Source organism: Mucilaginibacter gotjawali, assembly GCF_002355435.1.
GTDB classification, from domain to species: domain Bacteria; phylum Bacteroidota; class Bacteroidia; order Sphingobacteriales; family Sphingobacteriaceae; genus Mucilaginibacter; species Mucilaginibacter gotjawali.
Map to the genome: position 1 here is coordinate 2,365,136 of NZ_AP017313.1, position 18,449 is coordinate 2,383,584.

Consider the following 18,449-nt stretch of genomic DNA (forward strand, 5'->3'; position numbering starts at 1 on the left):
TGCGGCTGGTTTTTTCAGAAAAACCAATTGCCAAGACCAATGCCGCAATATGATCAACCCGCTTTCATTAATGCGTCATATTCCATTAGCGTGTTAAAGCCGATCTACGGATGATTATGCGTGGAGACCGTGTCTCCATTATGATAAAATGGCGGTGGAGAGCTATAAGTCCCTTATATCCGGATGGGATCCGTTATTTCTGCCGGACGGGAGGTTTTTTCTGCCTTATGGGTAATAATCCTTTCGATCTGGTTGAGTTGTTCGGTGCTTAAAGCCTTTAAATTTTCCTGGCTGATGATGGTGTTGTTGATTTGGATATAGTTGTTTTGCTCGTTCACCACGGTAGTTTGCGTTTTATGGAGTGCGCCAACCATTTCGAAATAGAGGCGGGCGGCGCGCATATCGCCGCTGCTGGCGTATTTAAAAACGTTGGCCAGTATTTTGGGGGCCATAAATTTAAACTGTTCCATTTGTGCTATAAATTCGGGCTGTGCTTTGTAGGCGGCAAAATGTTTGTTAATGGTTTGCCTGCTGAGGCCGGTTTCTTCGGCGATGGCGGTTTTAGTGGGCATAACGCCATGATGCCGCATCAACCGGGCGATGGCATCGCTGATCATGAGGTGGTTATATTCCCAGATACTGCTTTTTGTAGCGGCGGGAATGATCAGTTCTATTTTATTGAGGAAGGTATCCCGTTCGGCGTCTTTTAATTTGGCCAATGTTTGGGTGGTGGTTCGCTCAAGGCATTGCCGTTCGGCCGGGCTAAAATCTTCAATATCTTTTAAGGTTATTTTTGTGAGGGCCAGGAGGCCTTCAACTTTTTGTTGCACAGCGGTACAACTTGTTAAAGTAGTGTTTTTGGAAGTCATAACGGTTTTTTTGGGAGGGAGAAAGCAAAGGTACGGAAAATATTTGAAAAATACTAATTTAATTAGTAAATAGTAGTCTCGGAGTGTAAACCCGTATATTATGTATATAATTGATTATCAATTAAATATATAAAATATAATTTAAAAAATGTAAACCATTTGTAAACCAATAATGCCTGTTGGTTTTGTTTTTTAAGGAAGGCCGGCGGCTGTAAATAGGGCAGCAACGGTAAAAGCAAAAAGCCCTCAGAGGTTTTTCTGAGGGCTTTTCAGTGGAGCCGGAGGGATTAGCGTTGCTGATCTCCTCCTAACCCGTAAAGGGAACCGAAACAGAGCCGCTATCGCGGCTTGCGTCTCTCACAAAAAGCAAAAACCCGAATAAAATTCGGGTTTTTGCTTTTTACTCGATCCGCTGCCTGTTTCGGTCATCAAGTGGAGCCGGAGGGGGTTGGTATCGAACCCCTTATTCCACTTCTAGAGTTTTTTGACAGGTTGAATTTAAAATGATTTTGATGATTGTTTCGTATTTGCAAGTAGTCATTTTAATTAGTATTCTGCATACTTTGATAAATTGTTGTTATTGGATAAAATAGTTTATCAAATATGAAAGCAGCTTAGTTATATGTTCGCGGTAGTACCGGCTCACGAAAAAGCAAGTTACTTTTTAATCGAACAGGAGGCGCGTTCAATGCACCGTTGTGAAATTAGCAATATAAAAGTCAAATAGTTGTTCATTTAGTTAAACCAGTAAATCGGAATGACCTGATCGGGACTTCAGAATAAGTAAACTGCTGTTTGTGTCCACTTTGAACATTCCGTACTCTATTTTCTGACTTTTGTACACCATCATCCATTTTTTCCTTCTATAATTTTACTCCCAGATTAATAAATCTGGCACTGATAGTTAAAATTTTGTCGCTGAAACAATAGTTGGGTTTCGCTGCATTTAACGTATGTGTGTGTTCATTAATATCCTTTCGCCTTGCGAAGATAGAATTTAACCAATTAAACCGGTTCAGACCCGTTTTATTCTTATTGAAAAATGAAACTAATGTTAGACTCATCCCTATTTGGAATGGCAACAGCCTTATTATTAGTCTTTTTAATAGATGTAATTACTGTAATAAACAGTCTTTATACCTTTCAAAGTGTAGGTAATAACTTATTATTTACTTTAAATAAAGGGTTGAAGAAGGTCACTATTTGCAGTAATGACATCACTGAAATAAAGCATGCTTTACCTGGGCTTATCAATCGGTCTTCTCCCGTGAAAGAAACGAAAAGGGGGGTAATATTTTTTAAGGTTTCGAAAGCTGGGAATCGCGTTGTTGTAATGACTGCCAGGCTAATTGAGTTAACAAATAAAGTCGGCAATAGCATAACGTACTTAAATACTTATCACAATCAAACAGGTAGCCCTGGTTTACCTGGTTGCCTGACACCTTCAATTGTAACTAACCAATTTATTCACAGCGGCAAACTAATAAGTCGCATTAACCAATTTTTTTATGAAGAAAACATCAAACTATCTTTTATGCCTCCTTGCAATCATCGGGTTGACAAGATGCGGTAAGCAACAAATTCCCAATCCGGCCGTTAAACCGCTTATTTCAAAAAATAACAGTAATTCACTGGCGTCGTACCCGAGTTGGAACACCAACCCGATTGCGCCCGATCAAACGGGTATGACCAGTACAGCAGCTCAAATCGCTGCAAACATCAATTTGGGGATTAATATTGGTAATACAATGGAAGCCATAAACAACGAAAACGGGTGGGGTAATCCCAATATTACCCAGGCACTCATTGATACCTACAAACAAAGGGGTTTTAATGCCATACGCATCCCTTGTAATTGGGATTGGTCGCATATTATTAACACATCTACTGAGCAAATAGACCCGGCCTGGCTCGCCCGAGTGCAGGCTGTTGTGCAATATTGCATTAACGATGGCCTGTATGTGATATTAAATATACATTATGATGGCGGATGGTTGCAAAGCAATTGTACCACGGCTGCACAAGCTTCAGTTAATGCTAAACAAAAAGCACTTTGGGAGCAAATTGCCACACAACTGCGTGGTTTTGACCAGCATTTGATGTTTGCCAGCGCGAACGAACCCGATGTAAGCGATGCTACCGGCGAGAGTGTTCTGCTTTCTTATCATCAAACGTTTATTAATGCGGTTAGGTCAACCGGCGGGCACAACAGTTACCGCACTTTGGTTATCCAGGGCCCGGGCACCGATATTACAAAAACAAATAACCTGATGAATACTTTGCCCACCGATGCGGCATCTAGTCGTTTGATGGTGGAAGTACATTACTATACCCCTTATAACTTTTGTTTAATGAACAGCGATGCTTCATGGGGCAAAATGTTTTACTACTGGGGTTCTGGGTATCACACCACCTTCGATCCTACGCGCAATGCTACCTATGGTGAAGAGTCGGACATGAATACATGGTTCGGGCAGATGAAGACTAAGTTCGTTAATAACGGCATCCCGGTAGTAATGGGCGAATTTGGAGCGTGGCGCCGCGGCATTTCGGGAGATTCTTTAACATTCAATGCTGCTTCCGTGGCATATTGGAATAATTATCTTGTACACACTGCTTTGGCTAACGGCATGCTTCCATTTTTATGGGATACCGGTTCAATCATTAACAGGTCCAACTACTCGGTACAAGATCAACAACAGTTAGCGTCCCTCACACAAGGCACACAAAACGGATCGTCCCAAACATTCCAGGTTGGTGGCGTTTACCAAATTCTTAACAGGTACAGCTTTAAGCCTTTAGAGATCTGGGGTTGGGGTACTGCTAACGGCTCGACTGCAGACCAATGGGATTACGCCGCTGGTCAAAATCAGCAGTTCAAAGTCATTAGCGGCAGTAACGGTCACTACCTGTTAATACCTATGCACGCTCAATCCAGGTGTTTGGAAGTATTAAATTGGTCTGGTTCTAACGGTGCTACCGTGGATATCTGGGATTATTCGGGTACAGGCGGTAACAATCAAAACTGGTCAATTCAGGCAACCGATAATGGTTACTATAAGATTCTCAACGCAAATAGCGGAAAGGCTCTTGAAGTTTCACTGGGAAGCAATGCGGCGACTCCGCTCAGAAATGGAACTTCGGTTGATCAATACGATTACAGTGGCGGTAAAAACCAGCAATGGGCATTTGTGAAAATATAGCACAAACCGAAGTAGACTAATTTAAGCTATTTTATAATTCCCGAAAAATTCCTAGTGCCTTATTTTAAAGTGAGGTGTTAGGGATTTTTTAAGTTTCATGCTGATGGCTGAGCGTTACGGTTGATGTAGAGTTTTGCAATAATGCCCTTACAAAGAGTTAGCGGTACCGAAAGCTCATACGAACGTAACAATCAAACCTAAATAGTGCCCCTTATTATATTCCTTTGCAAAGTGTCAACTATTTTCTTTCCGTTAGTTTATCTTTTTCGCGATGAATTTAATTTTTATCAGGTAAGCCACTCGTGATATACATTTTGTTTGAGACTTGCTGATTTTATGGCAATTTGAACATTTCATACTCTATATATTCACTTTTGTACCCGTTCATTCATTTTTCTGATCTATAATTTTGGCGCTTTCAAATAAACCGGGGACATTTCAAAATCGGGCTAAATGAATTTTTATGATCGTGATACAGCCACCTGTAATGAAGATCATTTTTATGAATCAACCTTCGGCCGGGATAAAGAAAAAAATGACCAATAAACTAAATAAACCTGTATTCATGGTAAACAACAAACTAACGTTCAGGTACGGCTTGTCCAAAATTTTAACTGCCGTGCTATTGCTCTTAATTATTAACACTACTGCGGCTATGGCCTCTGTAATATCCTACAAAAAAGAGGCAAACGGATTATTATTAAAATTAGATAAAGGCCTTATGAAGGTTACTGTTTGCAAGGATGATATCATCGAAGTAAAATATACTATTTTTGATAGTTTTACCACCAGGCCGTCCCTTATTGTAAATGCAAAATGGGGCCTCCCTGTTTTTAAGGTTTCAGAAAATAAAAACCAGGTTACTATCATCACCTCAAAGTTGAAGGTGGTAATAAACAAAGCTACTAACAACGTTAGCTATGAAGATGTTTACGGTAAAGAGCTCACCTCCGAAGATAATAAAAGCATTACGCCGGCTGCCATAGCCGGCATAAGCACCTGGAATATAAGCTCCCAATTCAATTCACCCAAAGACGAGGCGCTTTTTGGGTTGGGCTGCCACCCAACCGACACGGGCTCCATTAACTATAAAGGCCGGAACCAGGACCTGGCTATAAAATACCTTACCGGGGCCGTTCCTGTGCTGCTATCCACCCGGGGCTATGGCCTGATGTGGGATAATTATTCGGCGTCAAACTTTTATGGCGCCGAAGCAGGCAATACGAAATTTAAATACGTATCCGAAAGTGGCAGGCAGGTTGATTATTACTTTTTTTACGGCCCGGGTTTCGACCAGATCATCAACCTGTACCGCACCGCCACCGGCAAAGCCCCCATGTTTGCCAAATGGGCATTCGGGCTGTTCCAGTCGCAGGACAGGTATATGAGCCAGGACGAAATTCTCTCGGTAAAAGACAACTACCGGAATAACTACATCCCGGTGGATGTAATTGTACAGGATTGGTATTATTGGGACCCATATCCTATCGGCTCTCATGTGATGAACCCGGCACGCTATCCCGATCCCAAAAAACTGATCGATGAGCTGCATAAAAGTAATATCCATGGCATGATCTCCATATGGCCGCTGTTTGGTAAAGGCACTAAAGACTTTGATACTGTACAAAAAATGGGCGGCTTAACCAGTATTACCTGGGACAACATTGTTACCCATACTTTCGACAGCTATTACGATGCCCACAACCCAAAGGCCCGTGAACTATATTGGGATATGGCCCGTGATAGCCTGATTAAAAGGTATGGCTGGGATGCATGGTGGGTTGATCAGTGCGAACCGGACAATGGCGCTTTATTGGATGAGCGCCGCAAAAGTGATTTCTGGACAGGGAAGGGGATCGACTATTTCAATACTTATTCGCTGGAACATTCAACAGGCATTTACCAGGGCTGGCGACGGGATATCCCAAACAAAAGGGCGTTCTTTTTACTAAGGCAATCCTTTGCGGGTGAGCAGCGCAATGCCGCAGCGCTTTGGTCATCCGATATTTCCTGCACGTTTGAAGCGTTTAAAAGCCAGGTACCCCAGGGTATTAATGCTTGTTCTTCGGGCATTCCTTACTGGACGTCAGATATTGGCGGATACCATTACAACTGGAAAGTTCCTGATTGGTCAAAACCGGATTTCAGGGAACTGTTTACCCGCTGGTTCCAGTTTGGTGCATTTTGCCCTATTATGCGCATCCATGGTAAGGGTGAGCGGGCCATATTTTCAAAAAACTGGGATGAAGGAACAAGGTCAATCCTTTTGAAATATGATAAGTTGCGTTATCGCTTGTTGCCTTATATCTATTCACTGGCGGCAAAAACAACCCTGGATAGCTATACCATGATGCGCTCGCTGGCATTTGATTTCAGGAACGACACCAATGTTTACAAAATACCTGATCAGTATATGTTCGGACCTGCATTTTTGGTTAACCCGGTTACCGAAAAAGGAGCAACAGGAAGAAATGTTTATTTGCCAAAGTCAATTGCCTGGTACGACTTCTGGACGGGAGAAAAGGTAAGCGGGGGTAAAACTATTGACGCAGCTGCTCCGATAGATAAGATGCCTTTATATATAAAAGCCGGTTCTATCATCCCGATGGGCCCCGATGTGGAATATGCTACCCAAAAAACCAACAGAGTTATTGAACTGCGCATTTACCCGGGCGCCGACGGCAAGTTTACCTTTTACGAGGACGAAAACGATAATTACAATTATGAAAAAGGACAGTATGCCACCTTTACATTAACCTGGAACGACCAGCAGAAAAAACTAAGCATATCAGGTACTAAAGGGACGTTTCCGGGTATGTTAAAGCAGCGTACTTTCAATATTGTTGTGGTTAACGGCAAACATGGTTCAGGCTCAGTAGCTACGACGAATATTGACGAAACAGTTAGCTATAAGGGTAAAGCAACCGTGGTAAAATTGTGGTGAGAAACGTTTCGCTATGTGCCGGTAGCTTAGTTGCTGTATTGCTTAATGTAATAAAAGATAGTTTTTAGTTGAAAAACCCTTAATTTATTTGATAAAAGACGGGTTGATGCGCTCCGGGGTGAGATACGGAGCGCATTTTTATATAATAATTCAAGTTTTTAACCAATCAAATAAACTAAAAAAAATGCCAGCCCTATGACGCAAAAATTGCCCGGATGTTTAAATTTTTTTGCTACCTTAGTGTATTGGCTTTAAAAAGTCAACCTGTTAATTTTAGGCTTTTTAAATGATACCCGATGCGCTTAAAATTTTCTTTTCTTTTTCCTTTTGTATTATTTTTCGCATACATAAATGTTTTTGCTCAAAGTAATCAATACCAGTTTTCGCGGCTTAATATAAGCAATGGGTTGTCGCACAACCAGGTTAATTGCATATTTAAAGATTCGCAGGGTTTTATGTGGTTTGGTACGGCTTCGGGGCTTAATCGTTACGACGGGTACACTTTCAAAGTATTCAAACACGATGACAACGACAAAAACTCTATCAATAATGACTTTATAAATGATATTTTTGAGGGGCCGGATAGCAAGCTGTGGGTGTCAACCCGTGGGGGCTGGTGTTATTACGACCCGGAAACAGGGCAGTTCAATGCCGATGTGCCCGCCATGTTCCGCTCTTTAAAACTTCCCGTTTATCCTGCAGTCTCCAAAATAGTGGCTAATGGTAAAGGGGATTTTTGGTTTGTATGTCCTGATTCCGGCCTTTACCACTATAATGCCTTAAACAAAAAGACAATACGTTATCGTCATGATGTCAATTCAAGGTCCGCTTTATGTTCAAATTCTATTTCAGATATCACGCTGGATGTAAAAGGAAATATATGGCTTGCTTATAAAGGCGGTATGGTGGAGATGCTGGATGTTAAACTTGATAAGATAACCTACCGCACGGATATTTTTTATAAAACAAATGATGATAAAAGCCTGGATTATGTTATAACTGTTGACCGGGATAACGATTTGTGGCTTTATTCTTTCAGCGCTGATCAGGGCATATATTATTACAGCCCTTCGGCGGGGATATTCAAGCATATTGATAAGGAGTCGGCCGGGGCAAAATTAAAATCCAATGTCGTTAGTACTATCGTCCAGGCGGACGATGGGCTTATCTGGATCGCCACTGATCATGGCGGGATAAACCTTATTGATAAAAAAGGGTTCAAAATCACTTACTTGCTGAACAGACCAGATGATGCAAAATCATTGGGAGAGAATAGCGTCGGACTTTACAAAGATAACATTGGTATTATGTGGGTCCGTACTTTTAAAGAAGGAGTAAGCTATTATCATAAAAGCATTATCAGGTTCCCGCTTTACAGGCATTTCGCCTCAGATCCGGGCAGCCTGAGTTTTGAAGACGTTGACAAATTTGCGGAAGAAAAAAACGGCAATTTGTGGATTGGAACAAATGGAGGAGGATTAATTTATTTTGACCGCAAAACGGGCAAATTTACACAGTATAAACATGATGCCTCAAATGAAAATAGTCTCAGCAGTGACATTATTGTAGGTTTATGTATCGACCATGAACAAAAATTATGGATCGGGACCTATTTCGGCGGACTGGATTGTTTTGACGGAAAAACTTTCACTCATCATAAACATGATGATAAGGTAGCTACCAGTATTGCCGATGACAGGGTGTGGAGTATTCTCGAAGATTCGTCGAACCGGCTATGGATAGGAACATTTAACGGTGGTCTGGAAATTTTCGACCGTTCAAAAAAGATATTTTATCATCCTTTTAATCAAACCGATATCAGGTGTCCATATGTGTCATCAATAGTTGAAGATAAGCGGAAAAACATATGGATAGGCGGATATTTCGGCGTAGATAAAATATTGAAAAACGAGCGGAGAGTTATACACTACACCAGGTCAAATAACGCCAACAGTTTAATTGGCAATAATGTGAGCAGCATCACCCAGGACAGCCGGGGCCTGATGTGGATGGCAACAGGAGACGGCGTGAGCATACTGAATCCCGAAACAAACCGCTTCACTTCGCTGACGAAAAAAAGGGCCTGCCTGATAACCAGGTTTTAAATATACTGGAGGATAACAAAGGGGCGATGTGGTTAAGTACATCGAACGGGCTGTGCAAGGTAACGTTGATACCCGGGAACAAGTCATATAGTTTTCAGTTGGAAAATTTTGATGAAACAGATGGCCTGCAAGGCAGAGAGTTTAATGTAAATGCGGCTTTAAAAACCCATAAAGGGGAACTGATATTTGGCGGCGCCCACGGCTTTAATATGTTCGACCCCTTAAGTATACATCCAAATATTAATGACCCTAAACTTATTTTTACCGATTTTCAGCTTTTTAATAAAAGCATAGCGGCCAATGAAATATTCAGCGGGCATGTCATCTTATCGAAAGCTATTTCGGCTACCCATGAAATAACGCTGAATCACAGCGAAAATGTGTTTACCATTGAATTTGCATCGTTAAATTATTTAAACCCCAATAAAATAGCCTATCAGTATATGATGGAGGGTTTCGATAAGGGGTGGCGTACTGCGGACAATGCAACGCGGAAAGCCACCTATACCAACCTTGACGGCGGGACTTATATTTTTAAAGTCCGCGCCTTAAACGCAGATGGCGTTGGCCGCCCCGCATACGCCGCTTTTAAAATTAATGTGCTGCCCCCATTCTGGAAAGCCCCACTTGCCTATGTTATTTATTTAATACTGCTGGTTGGTATACTTCTTTTTATTCGCCAGCGCGGAATCCAAAAGATCAGGAAACAATTTGCGGCCGAAAAGGAAAAGCAGGAGTCTCGGTTATTGATCGAACAGGAGCGGCAGGAGGTTAAGCGTATGCACGAGCTGGATCAGTTGAAAATAAAGTTTTTGACAAATGTAAGTCACGAGTTCAGAACGCCACTGTCCTTGATTATAGCACCGGTTGACAAAATGCTTACCCGTGCTGACCAAGAGCAAAAGCAGCAGCTTAACATGATAGGGAAAAATGCTCGGCGATTGTTAAACCTGGTAAATCAACTGCTTGATTTCCGTAAGATGGAAGTTCAGGAGCTGAAACTGCACAGTAAGCCAGGGGATATCGTTAAGTTTATCAAGGAGATAAGCTTGTCGTTTACAGATATTGCCGAAGAAAAAGAGATTGGTTTTATATTTGACACCGCCGTCGATTCCCTGTTTACCAGTTTTGATCATGATAAGATAGAAAGGATATTGTTTAATCTGATATCAAACGCTTTTAAATTTACCCAAGCAGGAGGCCACGTAAGCGTTTTACTAAGTGTGGCAAAGGATAGCCAGCCTGGCAGCGAAGGTTTAATTGAAATTAGGGTGATCGATACAGGCATTGGAATACCCTTTGAAAAACAGGATAAGATTTTCGAACGGTTTTTTCAGAACGATATTCCAGCATCGATGATAAATCAGGGTAGCGGCATAGGTCTTGCGATCACACGTGAGTTTGTAAAGATGCACGGCGGCGAAATAAGCATCGAAAGCGAACCAGACCATGGCAGTTGTTTTATTATCAAACTGCCGTTTGTTATTTACGATACTCCCGGGCAGGGTCTGTCATCCCACGATAATGCTGACATCGAAAAAGAGGACCTGCTTGCCTCCGATGAAATTAAAAATGTGCCCAAACAACAGCACGCCAATAAAAAGCCCACGGTTCTTTTAGTTGAAGACAACGATGATTTTCGCTTTTACCTCAAGGATAATTTAAAAGACATATTTTTTATTATCGAAGCTTCAAACGGAAAAGACGGCTGGCAAAAGGCGCTTTCGCAGCATCCGGACATTATAGTAAGTGATATCAGCATGCCCGAAATGACAGGTATTGAACTTTGCAAAAAACTAAAGAGCGATAAACGTACGTCGCATATCCCGGTTATTTTGCTAACTGCGCTGACGGGTGAGGCCGATCAATTAAAAGGTTTGGAAATCGGCGCCAATGATTATATGACCAAGCCTTTTAATTTCGAGATATTGCTCTCAAAAATCAAGAATCTTCTTGTCCTTCGGGATACCTATAAACGGACCTACAAAAAACAAATGGATGTGCAATTGCAGGAAGCCCCTTTACAAAATGAAGACGAGAAGTTGTTAAGGAGTATTGTTGAGTATATAGAACTCAATATCGTAAATGAAAATCTGTCTGTAGAAGAATTAAGCCGCCAGATGAACATGAGCCGCGGTTCGCTTTATAACAAGGTTTTAATGCTCACCGGTAAATCGCCTGTCGAATTTATCCGTTCCATAAGGCTTAAAAAAGCGGTTTATTTGCTTGAGAACAGCCAGATGACCATAAGCCAAATATGTTACGAAGTAGGCTTTAATACGCCAAAATACTTTACAAAGCTGTTCAAGGATGAGTATAATATACTTCCTTCCGCATATACCAGCTCCATTCGTCAAAAGAAAAACCTAACCGCAAATAAAGAATAACACCCTGATTACTTTCTCATTCAGTTCATGCTTGCCCTTTTCCGGTTATTAGGCAGCTTTGTCATAAATCGTAACAAAAAAGGCTAAATAGCTGCCTTTTAATAGCTTTGTGTAGCATCTATATGTATATAACTTGGTCATTTATAATAGATTAAACGATGTTAAACATTTGGTCTATATTTTTGCTCAACTCTGCCACTTTCCATCTTTTAGATTATCATAGCTTCATCTCCGGAATTTAGTTTCACGGCGAGGTGTTTGAAAGATGCTGCTTTTTTAACAACGTTCCACCAATTATTTATCCATAGACCATATAATTATTTTTTGACTTAGTAAACAGAGTTTGACTGTGTTTAAAGATTTTTTTAAATCAAGTCCCCGGCAGTTGAAAGCAGTGACTGTCAGGAAAGCAGGTTTTAAAGGGTGTTTTGAGGTGCCTATTTATAGTGCGAAATATTAAAAACGATATAAAATATGAGTGAAAATTAAGACTAAGTAATTACTAACCGACAAAACCAATGAACCAATTTTTAAAATACATTAAAATCCCTTTATAAAATGGATAAAAATTTACAAAAAAGAATGAGATACCATATTTCGTTATTTATAGCAAGCATGTTGCTATGTCTTTCAAGCTACGCGCAAACCGTCGGTATCTCCGGAAAGGTAACAGACGCCGACAATGCCGAACCGATGACCGGAGTAAGCATTAAAGTTAAAGGAACAACAACCGGAGCGGTGTCCGATATTAATGGTAATTATAAAATAATGGCAAAGCCGGGCGATGTACTCGTCTTTAGCTTTTTAAGTTATCAACGTCAGGAAATAATTGTAAAAAAAACCAACGTAATTGATGTTAAGCTAAATTCAACATCCAGCGACTTAAATGAAGTGGTTGTTGTTGGATACGGTAAATCGATAAAAAGAAAAGATGTAACGGGTTCGATAAGTTCAATTAAAGGCAATGACCTGCGGCAAACACAACCAACTACTTTTGACCAGGCCCTGCAAGGGAAAGTTGCAGGTGTTGTGGTTCAACAGATCTCGGGGCAACCTGGCGGTGGAGTATCTATTCAAATACGTGGTGTATCGTCAATAAGCGGCTCTAATTCACCAATGTATGTAATCGATGGTGTTATTATTCCTCCTACCAGCGACCCTGGTAATGGTGGCAACCCATTAAATTCTATTAACCCTAACGATGTAGAATCAGTCGATGTTTTAAAAGATGCATCAGCGACTGCTATATATGGTTCGCAGGCAACCAATGGTGTTATTGTTATTACCACAAAAAGAGGCAAGGCAGGGGCGCCGACCATAAGTTACGATGGCTTTGCCGAGCAACAGTTGAGGCCAAAGGAACTCCCTACTATGGACCTGCAGCAGTATGCTACCGTTATAAATGCCCGTTCACAAGTCTGGGGCTTCAGTACCGATGCTGCCGAACTTGCCAATCCACAATATCTGGGTAAAGGCACCGACTGGCAAAAAGCATTATTTCAGAACGCACCGGAGCAAAGCCACACCCTGACCATAAGCGGTGGCGATGTCAAGAACCAATATTTAATATCATCCACTTATTTCAACCAGCAAGGTATTGTGTCCGGGTCTGAATTCACCAGATATTCTGTACGGGTGAACCTCGACAATAAAATGACTGACTGGCTAAAATTGACTACCAGCCTTCAGTTAATACACAGTGGGCAGAATCAAAATGCTACTGCCAACGCTGGAATAAGCAATGCATTGAGCGAGACACCTAATATTCCGGTACAATATCCTGATGGTTCCTATGGTGGAAATACCAACACCGAAGGTTGGGTGAGTTCTGTTGCAAATCCTGTGGCTGTCTCCTTAATTACCACAAATAATCAAACCCGAAATCAGGTGTTTGCCAACCAGTCTATAGATATAACGTTTACTAAAGACCTCTCATTCCGCACGGAATTATCAGGTAATTTCGATTTTAATGCCAACAATAGTTTTAGCCCAAGTTATACTTTTGGTACAGTTGTTAACGGCACCAATGGTGGAGGCCAGGGTGAGTCGCAAGATATTAGCTGGACACTCCGCAATTTTTTAACTTATAACCACAGTTTTAATAAATTTAAAATCAACGCATTAGCGGGGCACGAAGCAAGTTCGGATTGGAATGAAAGTGTTAGTGCCAACCGTACAAATTACCCTTCAAACAATGTAACATCCGTTAGTGCCGGCGATCCTGTCTCGGCTACAAACTCAGGCAATGTTGGCCTTGGTGGCGCAACGGAATCTTATTATAGCCGTCTTAATTTGTCATGGGACGATAGATACCTGATCACCGGTACAGTACGTAACGATGGTTCTTCCAATTTTCCGGCCAACAATCGCTGGGCACTTAGCTATTCTGGTGCATTTGCCTGGAAAATTAGTAACGAAGCTTTTTTGAAAAATGTAAAACAGATAAGTGAATTGAAGCTGAGGCTTAGTTACGGCCTTACCAACAACCAAAACGTACCGGGCAATTCTTATGTGGGTTTGCTTTCAACTCAGGTCAACGGTTTAGGTACTGCAGAGTTTCAAACCCAGTTGCCAAACCCCAAAATAAAGTGGGAACAAACAGATTATTATGATGCCGGAATTGACGGTTCGTTTTTCAACGGGCGTATAAATTTTTCGTTCGATGTTTATGACCGCTTAACAAACGGCCTGTTATTAAGAGAACCGCTTCCCATCTATTCAGGTACTACCACCGGTTATTCGCCAGGTGCTATGGCAGCACCTTATGCCAACGTTGGTAGTATGCGCAATGAAGGGTTTGACTTCCAGATCAGTACTACCAATATTAGTAATAGAAATTTTATCTGGAGAAGTGATTTTACCTTATCGCGCAACGTTAATAAAGTGCTTAGTTTAGGTAACGGCGGATCTGATGCCAGCCTAACCGCATCAGATGGTGGCAGTGGCCAGGTAGCCGAAAAAACGGTTGTAGGCCAGTCAATTGGTGAGTTTTACGGCTATGTTTTTGATGGCGTGTTTGCCACCCCTAAAGATTTTCAAACACATGCCCTGCCGGCTAATCAGGCTGGTGTGCCTTATCCTATTAGTCCAAATTCTGGCGGCATTTGGTACGGCGACCGTATGTTTAAAGATTTGAATGGCGATGGTATTATCGACTCAAAAGATGAAACTTTTTTAGGCTCGCCACTTCCGAAATTCCAATATGGTATCGGCAATACGTTCACATACAAGGGTTTTGATCTGAATATTTTCTTTAGCGGTGACTATGGCAACAAAGTATTCAATGAAGTATCTGTAAGCCATACTGACCCGTCACAAACTACGGCCTGGTTTACATCGGTATTAAATTACTCGCGTTTGGCCTTGGTAAACCCCAATGGCTCTGCATCCGATGTTAACAATGTGTATGTTACCAACCCGCATACAAATATTGTGAGTTTGAGAAATGATAATACCAACGAAAATAACCGCCCTTCTACTATATACATACAAGATGGTTCATTCCTGAAATGTAAAAACATTAAGTTGACTTACCACCTGCCAGAAGGTATTTTGTCGAAAATACACGTGCATTCTGCGCAAATATATGCTAACGTAACTAATGTATTTACAATTACAAAATATGTGGGTATGGATCCGGAAATTGGTTCGTGGAACCCGCTTCAGGCTGGTTGGGACCAGGGTTATTATCCTCAGCCGCGCGGATTTACTATTGGCGCAAACATAACCCTTAACAAATAAAAAAATCATCGATAAAAAAGATATTTATGAAACGAATTAATAAAATTGTAACTATATTGTTATTGGGTGCGGCCGCAGTCGGATGCAAAAAGAGCTTTTTGGACCGCCCCTCTACCACGCTAATCAGCTCTGAGAATTTTTACAAAACCCAGGCTGATTTGCGGCTGGCCACCGCGAACCTTTATGGAGGCTCCCCATGGTGGCAATGGCAGCAACCCTGGTTACTATTAGGCGATGCTTTGCCCGGAACGGCCTTTTATACCTATAATGGCGATATAATGCAGCTTTATTCACGTACAATTACATCGCAAAATGGTGTTGTATTGAGTGGCTGGACAGGTTTGTATAACGTTATTGGCCAGTGTAATATGGTTATTAATGCCATAAACCAGTCAACCTCTGCTTCATTAACGCCAGTAATCAAAAATCAGGCCATTGCCGAAGCCAGGTTTATCCGCGCCATGGCCTATTATCATTTGGCGGTTTATTGGGGTGCTGTGCCTATTGTTACTGATAATACCAAACTGGTAAGTAATGCTTTGCTTTATCGTAATACGGTTTCGGATGTTTATAAATTTATTACCATCGACCTCACTTTTGCAGCGCAAAACCTTCCTCTTAAAGATCAGGCAGGCCGGGTAACCACCTGGTCGGCGCAAGGCTTACTGGGCAAAGTTTATTTAACCATGTCAGGCTGGGGCCACAGCGGCTCGCGAGACCAGGCATTGCTGGATAGTGCCGCCAAATACGCAGGCAATGTGTGTAAAAATAGCGGGTTAGCATTGTTTCCAAGCTATTATGACCTTTTTAAGGTGCAAAACAACAATGCCCCCGAAGATTTATTCTCGCTTCAATGGGCTCCGGGTGTGGGTTACGGATATGGTAACGTGTTAGAAACCTATTATTCGCCCAGTAACAAAATAAATTTCGGGAACAGTGGCGGATGGGAGACCTTACAGCCAACCTGGGATTTATATATGATGTACTCGGCTAAAGATACCGTGCGGCGCAAGGCCACCATTATGCTATCTGGAGATCATTATCCGGAATTGGATCAGGCGGATGGCGGTTTTACCGCAGGCGGAAATTGTATGAAAAAACATATCGTAGGCAACAATGCAGATAACAACTCGCCAACAGCTACGTTGTGGTCATCCCCGGAAGACTTCGCGATGCTTAGGTTGGCCGATGTGTATTTGGTATACGCCGAAGCTATTTTGGGCAACAATGCTTCCACTACCAATGCTGATGCTCTAACTTATTTTAATGCAGTGCGTGCAAGAGCCGGTGTAGACCCTGCCCCAATGTTAACTGCCGACACCATACGTAGGGAAAGAAGGGTTGAATTGGCTTTTGAAGGCCAATATTGGATAGATTTGGTAAGGTGGTCTTATTACCAGCCCGATGCAGCCGTTGCATTTCTTAATGCTCAGGATAGTAATCATAATCGGCAGCCGTTTTCTTATGATCATAAAACGGGTATAGCTACAAGGGATACTACTGCGGCCCCGGCTGCTACTCCGGCAACCATCAATTCATATACAATGCAGATTCCGGCATCAGAGTTATCTACCGACCCGAAATTGGCGCAGCCACCAGTTCCTTATTATTAATTAAAAAATTAAAGTATATAATTATGAAAAAGAAATCATTAATTGGCTTGTGTCTATTGCCGCTCCTCCTCGCGATGGTGGCTTTATTCCCTGCTTGTAAAAAGAACAACGAAGGAGCGCCGTCTATTTCTGATGTAAGGCAATACGTTGCGTCACCAAAGGATACTATTTTGAGTACCGGTAATCCTAGTACAAGTCCGGCATTATATGGAAATGGTGGTAATTATGTGGTTATACAGGGGAGCAATTTGCAAAATCCCATCGAAATTGATTTTGACGGCGTTCCGTCAAGCTTTAACCCTGCTTTAATTACTGCTAACAACGCGGTGGTACCCATACCAACCATTAACTATACAACGGTTGATACTGCCAGGCTTTATAGTATTATTTATAAAACTAAAGCAGGCTCAACAAGTTTTTGGTTTAAATTGGGGCCTGCAAAGCCAACTATTAGTGCTATATCGAACGTGTTTGCCAACCCTGGCGATTCGGTATACCTTTACGGTGCAAATTTAGTTTTGGTTCAACAGTTTTTATATGGGGGCACCAAAATTACATCGTATAAATCAAGCTCAGACGGAAGTTCTCTTGGTTTTTTAATGCCCGCATCAACACCTACCAGCCTCATTACGGTAACTACTAAGTCAGGTACTGTTTTGGATACCATAAAAGCTACGCCAACTATTTCTGGTATTTCCAACGAAAATCCAACCGCTGGCGATTCCGTTTATATTTACGGTACTTATTTAAAAAGCATTCAATCGTTAACGTTTGCTGGTACTGCAATTACCTCCTTTACCGAATCAAAAGATACGAAGTCTGTTAGTTTTGTTATGCCTCAATTATCATCGAATAGCGGGCCGGTATCTGTTACTACAAAGTTTGGCACAGGTACTACTATTTACAAAGTTAATAGTCATACATATTTGCAAGACGGTGTTATAGAAACTATGGATGGTCCTATGTGGACGTTTGGTGGAATGGGCGGATGGTGGGCCGCAGGTTCTGGCGGTATTGATGATGCCGCAAATGATCAATACGGCTGGTTTACACATACCACAGACTTTGATGGCGTATTGGGTAAAGACAAAACTCAGTTTGTCTATTTGAATACCGGACTTGGGAATAGTGGTGACGGGCAATGGTATAATGGTTGGGGTACTGATTTATCAGGTAATCAATGGGTGCCAAAAGCCAACCTTACTGACGACCCAGGCAGTTGGGCCTTAAAGTTAGAAGTAAGTGTCGCAAAAGGCTGGAATGGTGGTGCACTTGATATTTCGCCAGGAGGTGGCTTTATATACAGATGGGAACCATGGAAAACCGGAAAAGCATACAAAACAAAGGGCTGGATTACTTTAACTATTCCGTTGTCATCGTTCCGTGCAAGCGATCCAACGCTTGGCGAGGGTATGGGGGCTTCTTTAGCTAAACTTACCGATATGCTGGACCAATCAGGAAACGCCACTGCTTACATATATGTGCATAATTATGCTACAACTAAAACAACAACAGGTTTTTATGGTGCTTTTGACAATATCCGGGTTGTAAAAATTAAATAAACTACAGCCCCGCAGCCGCATATCG

Annotated in this window: 9 protein-coding genes; 8 read left to right on the plus strand and 1 reads right to left on the minus strand. The window is 41.8% G+C overall.

What is annotated here, in order from left to right:
- Nucleotides 1-173: 173 nt before the first annotated feature.
- A complete protein-coding gene (locus tag MgSA37_RS10735) occupies nucleotides 174-869 on the minus strand; it encodes a hypothetical protein (RefSeq protein ID WP_096351837.1) in 696 nt (231 codons plus the stop codon).
- A 1,075-nt stretch (nucleotides 870-1,944) separates the two neighbouring features.
- On the opposite strand from MgSA37_RS10735, the gene MgSA37_RS10740 reads away from it, so the two are divergent.
- The 8 genes from MgSA37_RS10740 (at nucleotide 1,945) to MgSA37_RS10770 (ending at nucleotide 18,424) form a co-directional block, all read left to right on the plus strand.
- Nucleotides 1,945-2,442 (plus strand): hypothetical protein, encoded by a 498-nt coding sequence (locus MgSA37_RS10740; RefSeq protein ID WP_157750528.1) that lies wholly within the window; start codon nucleotides 1,945-1,947, stop codon nucleotides 2,440-2,442.
- Nucleotides 2,378-4,072, plus strand: coding sequence for a cellulase family glycosylhydrolase (locus MgSA37_RS10745; RefSeq protein ID WP_096351840.1), 1,695 nt, complete (start codon nucleotides 2,378-2,380; stop codon nucleotides 4,070-4,072). Before MgSA37_RS10740 ends, MgSA37_RS10745 begins: the two co-directional genes overlap by 65 nt.
- A gap of 487 nt (nucleotides 4,073-4,559) precedes the next feature.
- A complete protein-coding gene (locus MgSA37_RS10750; RefSeq protein WP_172885312.1) occupies nucleotides 4,560-7,016 on the plus strand; it encodes a glycoside hydrolase family 31 protein in 2,457 nt (818 codons plus the stop codon).
- 296 nt (nucleotides 7,017-7,312) lie between these two features.
- Nucleotides 7,313-9,121, plus strand: a complete 1,809-nt coding sequence (locus MgSA37_RS28785) for a ligand-binding sensor domain-containing protein (RefSeq protein ID WP_197706119.1) — start codon at nucleotides 7,313-7,315, stop codon at nucleotides 9,119-9,121.
- Nucleotides 9,022-11,508, plus strand: a complete 2,487-nt coding sequence (locus tag MgSA37_RS28790; RefSeq protein ID WP_197706120.1) for a hybrid sensor histidine kinase/response regulator transcription factor — start codon at nucleotides 9,022-9,024, stop codon at nucleotides 11,506-11,508. Before MgSA37_RS28785 ends, MgSA37_RS28790 begins: the two co-directional genes overlap by 100 nt.
- 558 nt (nucleotides 11,509-12,066) lie before the next feature.
- Complete coding sequence (locus MgSA37_RS10760) at nucleotides 12,067-15,249, plus strand: SusC/RagA family TonB-linked outer membrane protein (RefSeq protein ID WP_096351843.1); 3,183 nt, start codon at nucleotides 12,067-12,069, stop codon at nucleotides 15,247-15,249.
- A gap of 26 nt (nucleotides 15,250-15,275) precedes the next feature.
- Entirely contained in the window at nucleotides 15,276-16,862 is a 1,587-nt protein-coding gene (locus tag MgSA37_RS10765) for a RagB/SusD family nutrient uptake outer membrane protein (RefSeq protein WP_096351845.1), read from the plus strand.
- Nucleotides 16,863-16,885: 23 nt separating this feature from the next.
- Nucleotides 16,886-18,424, plus strand: a complete 1,539-nt coding sequence (locus MgSA37_RS10770) for a glycan-binding surface protein (protein ID WP_157750529.1) — start codon at nucleotides 16,886-16,888, stop codon at nucleotides 18,422-18,424.
- The last annotated feature ends 25 nt before the right edge of the window (nucleotides 18,425-18,449 follow it).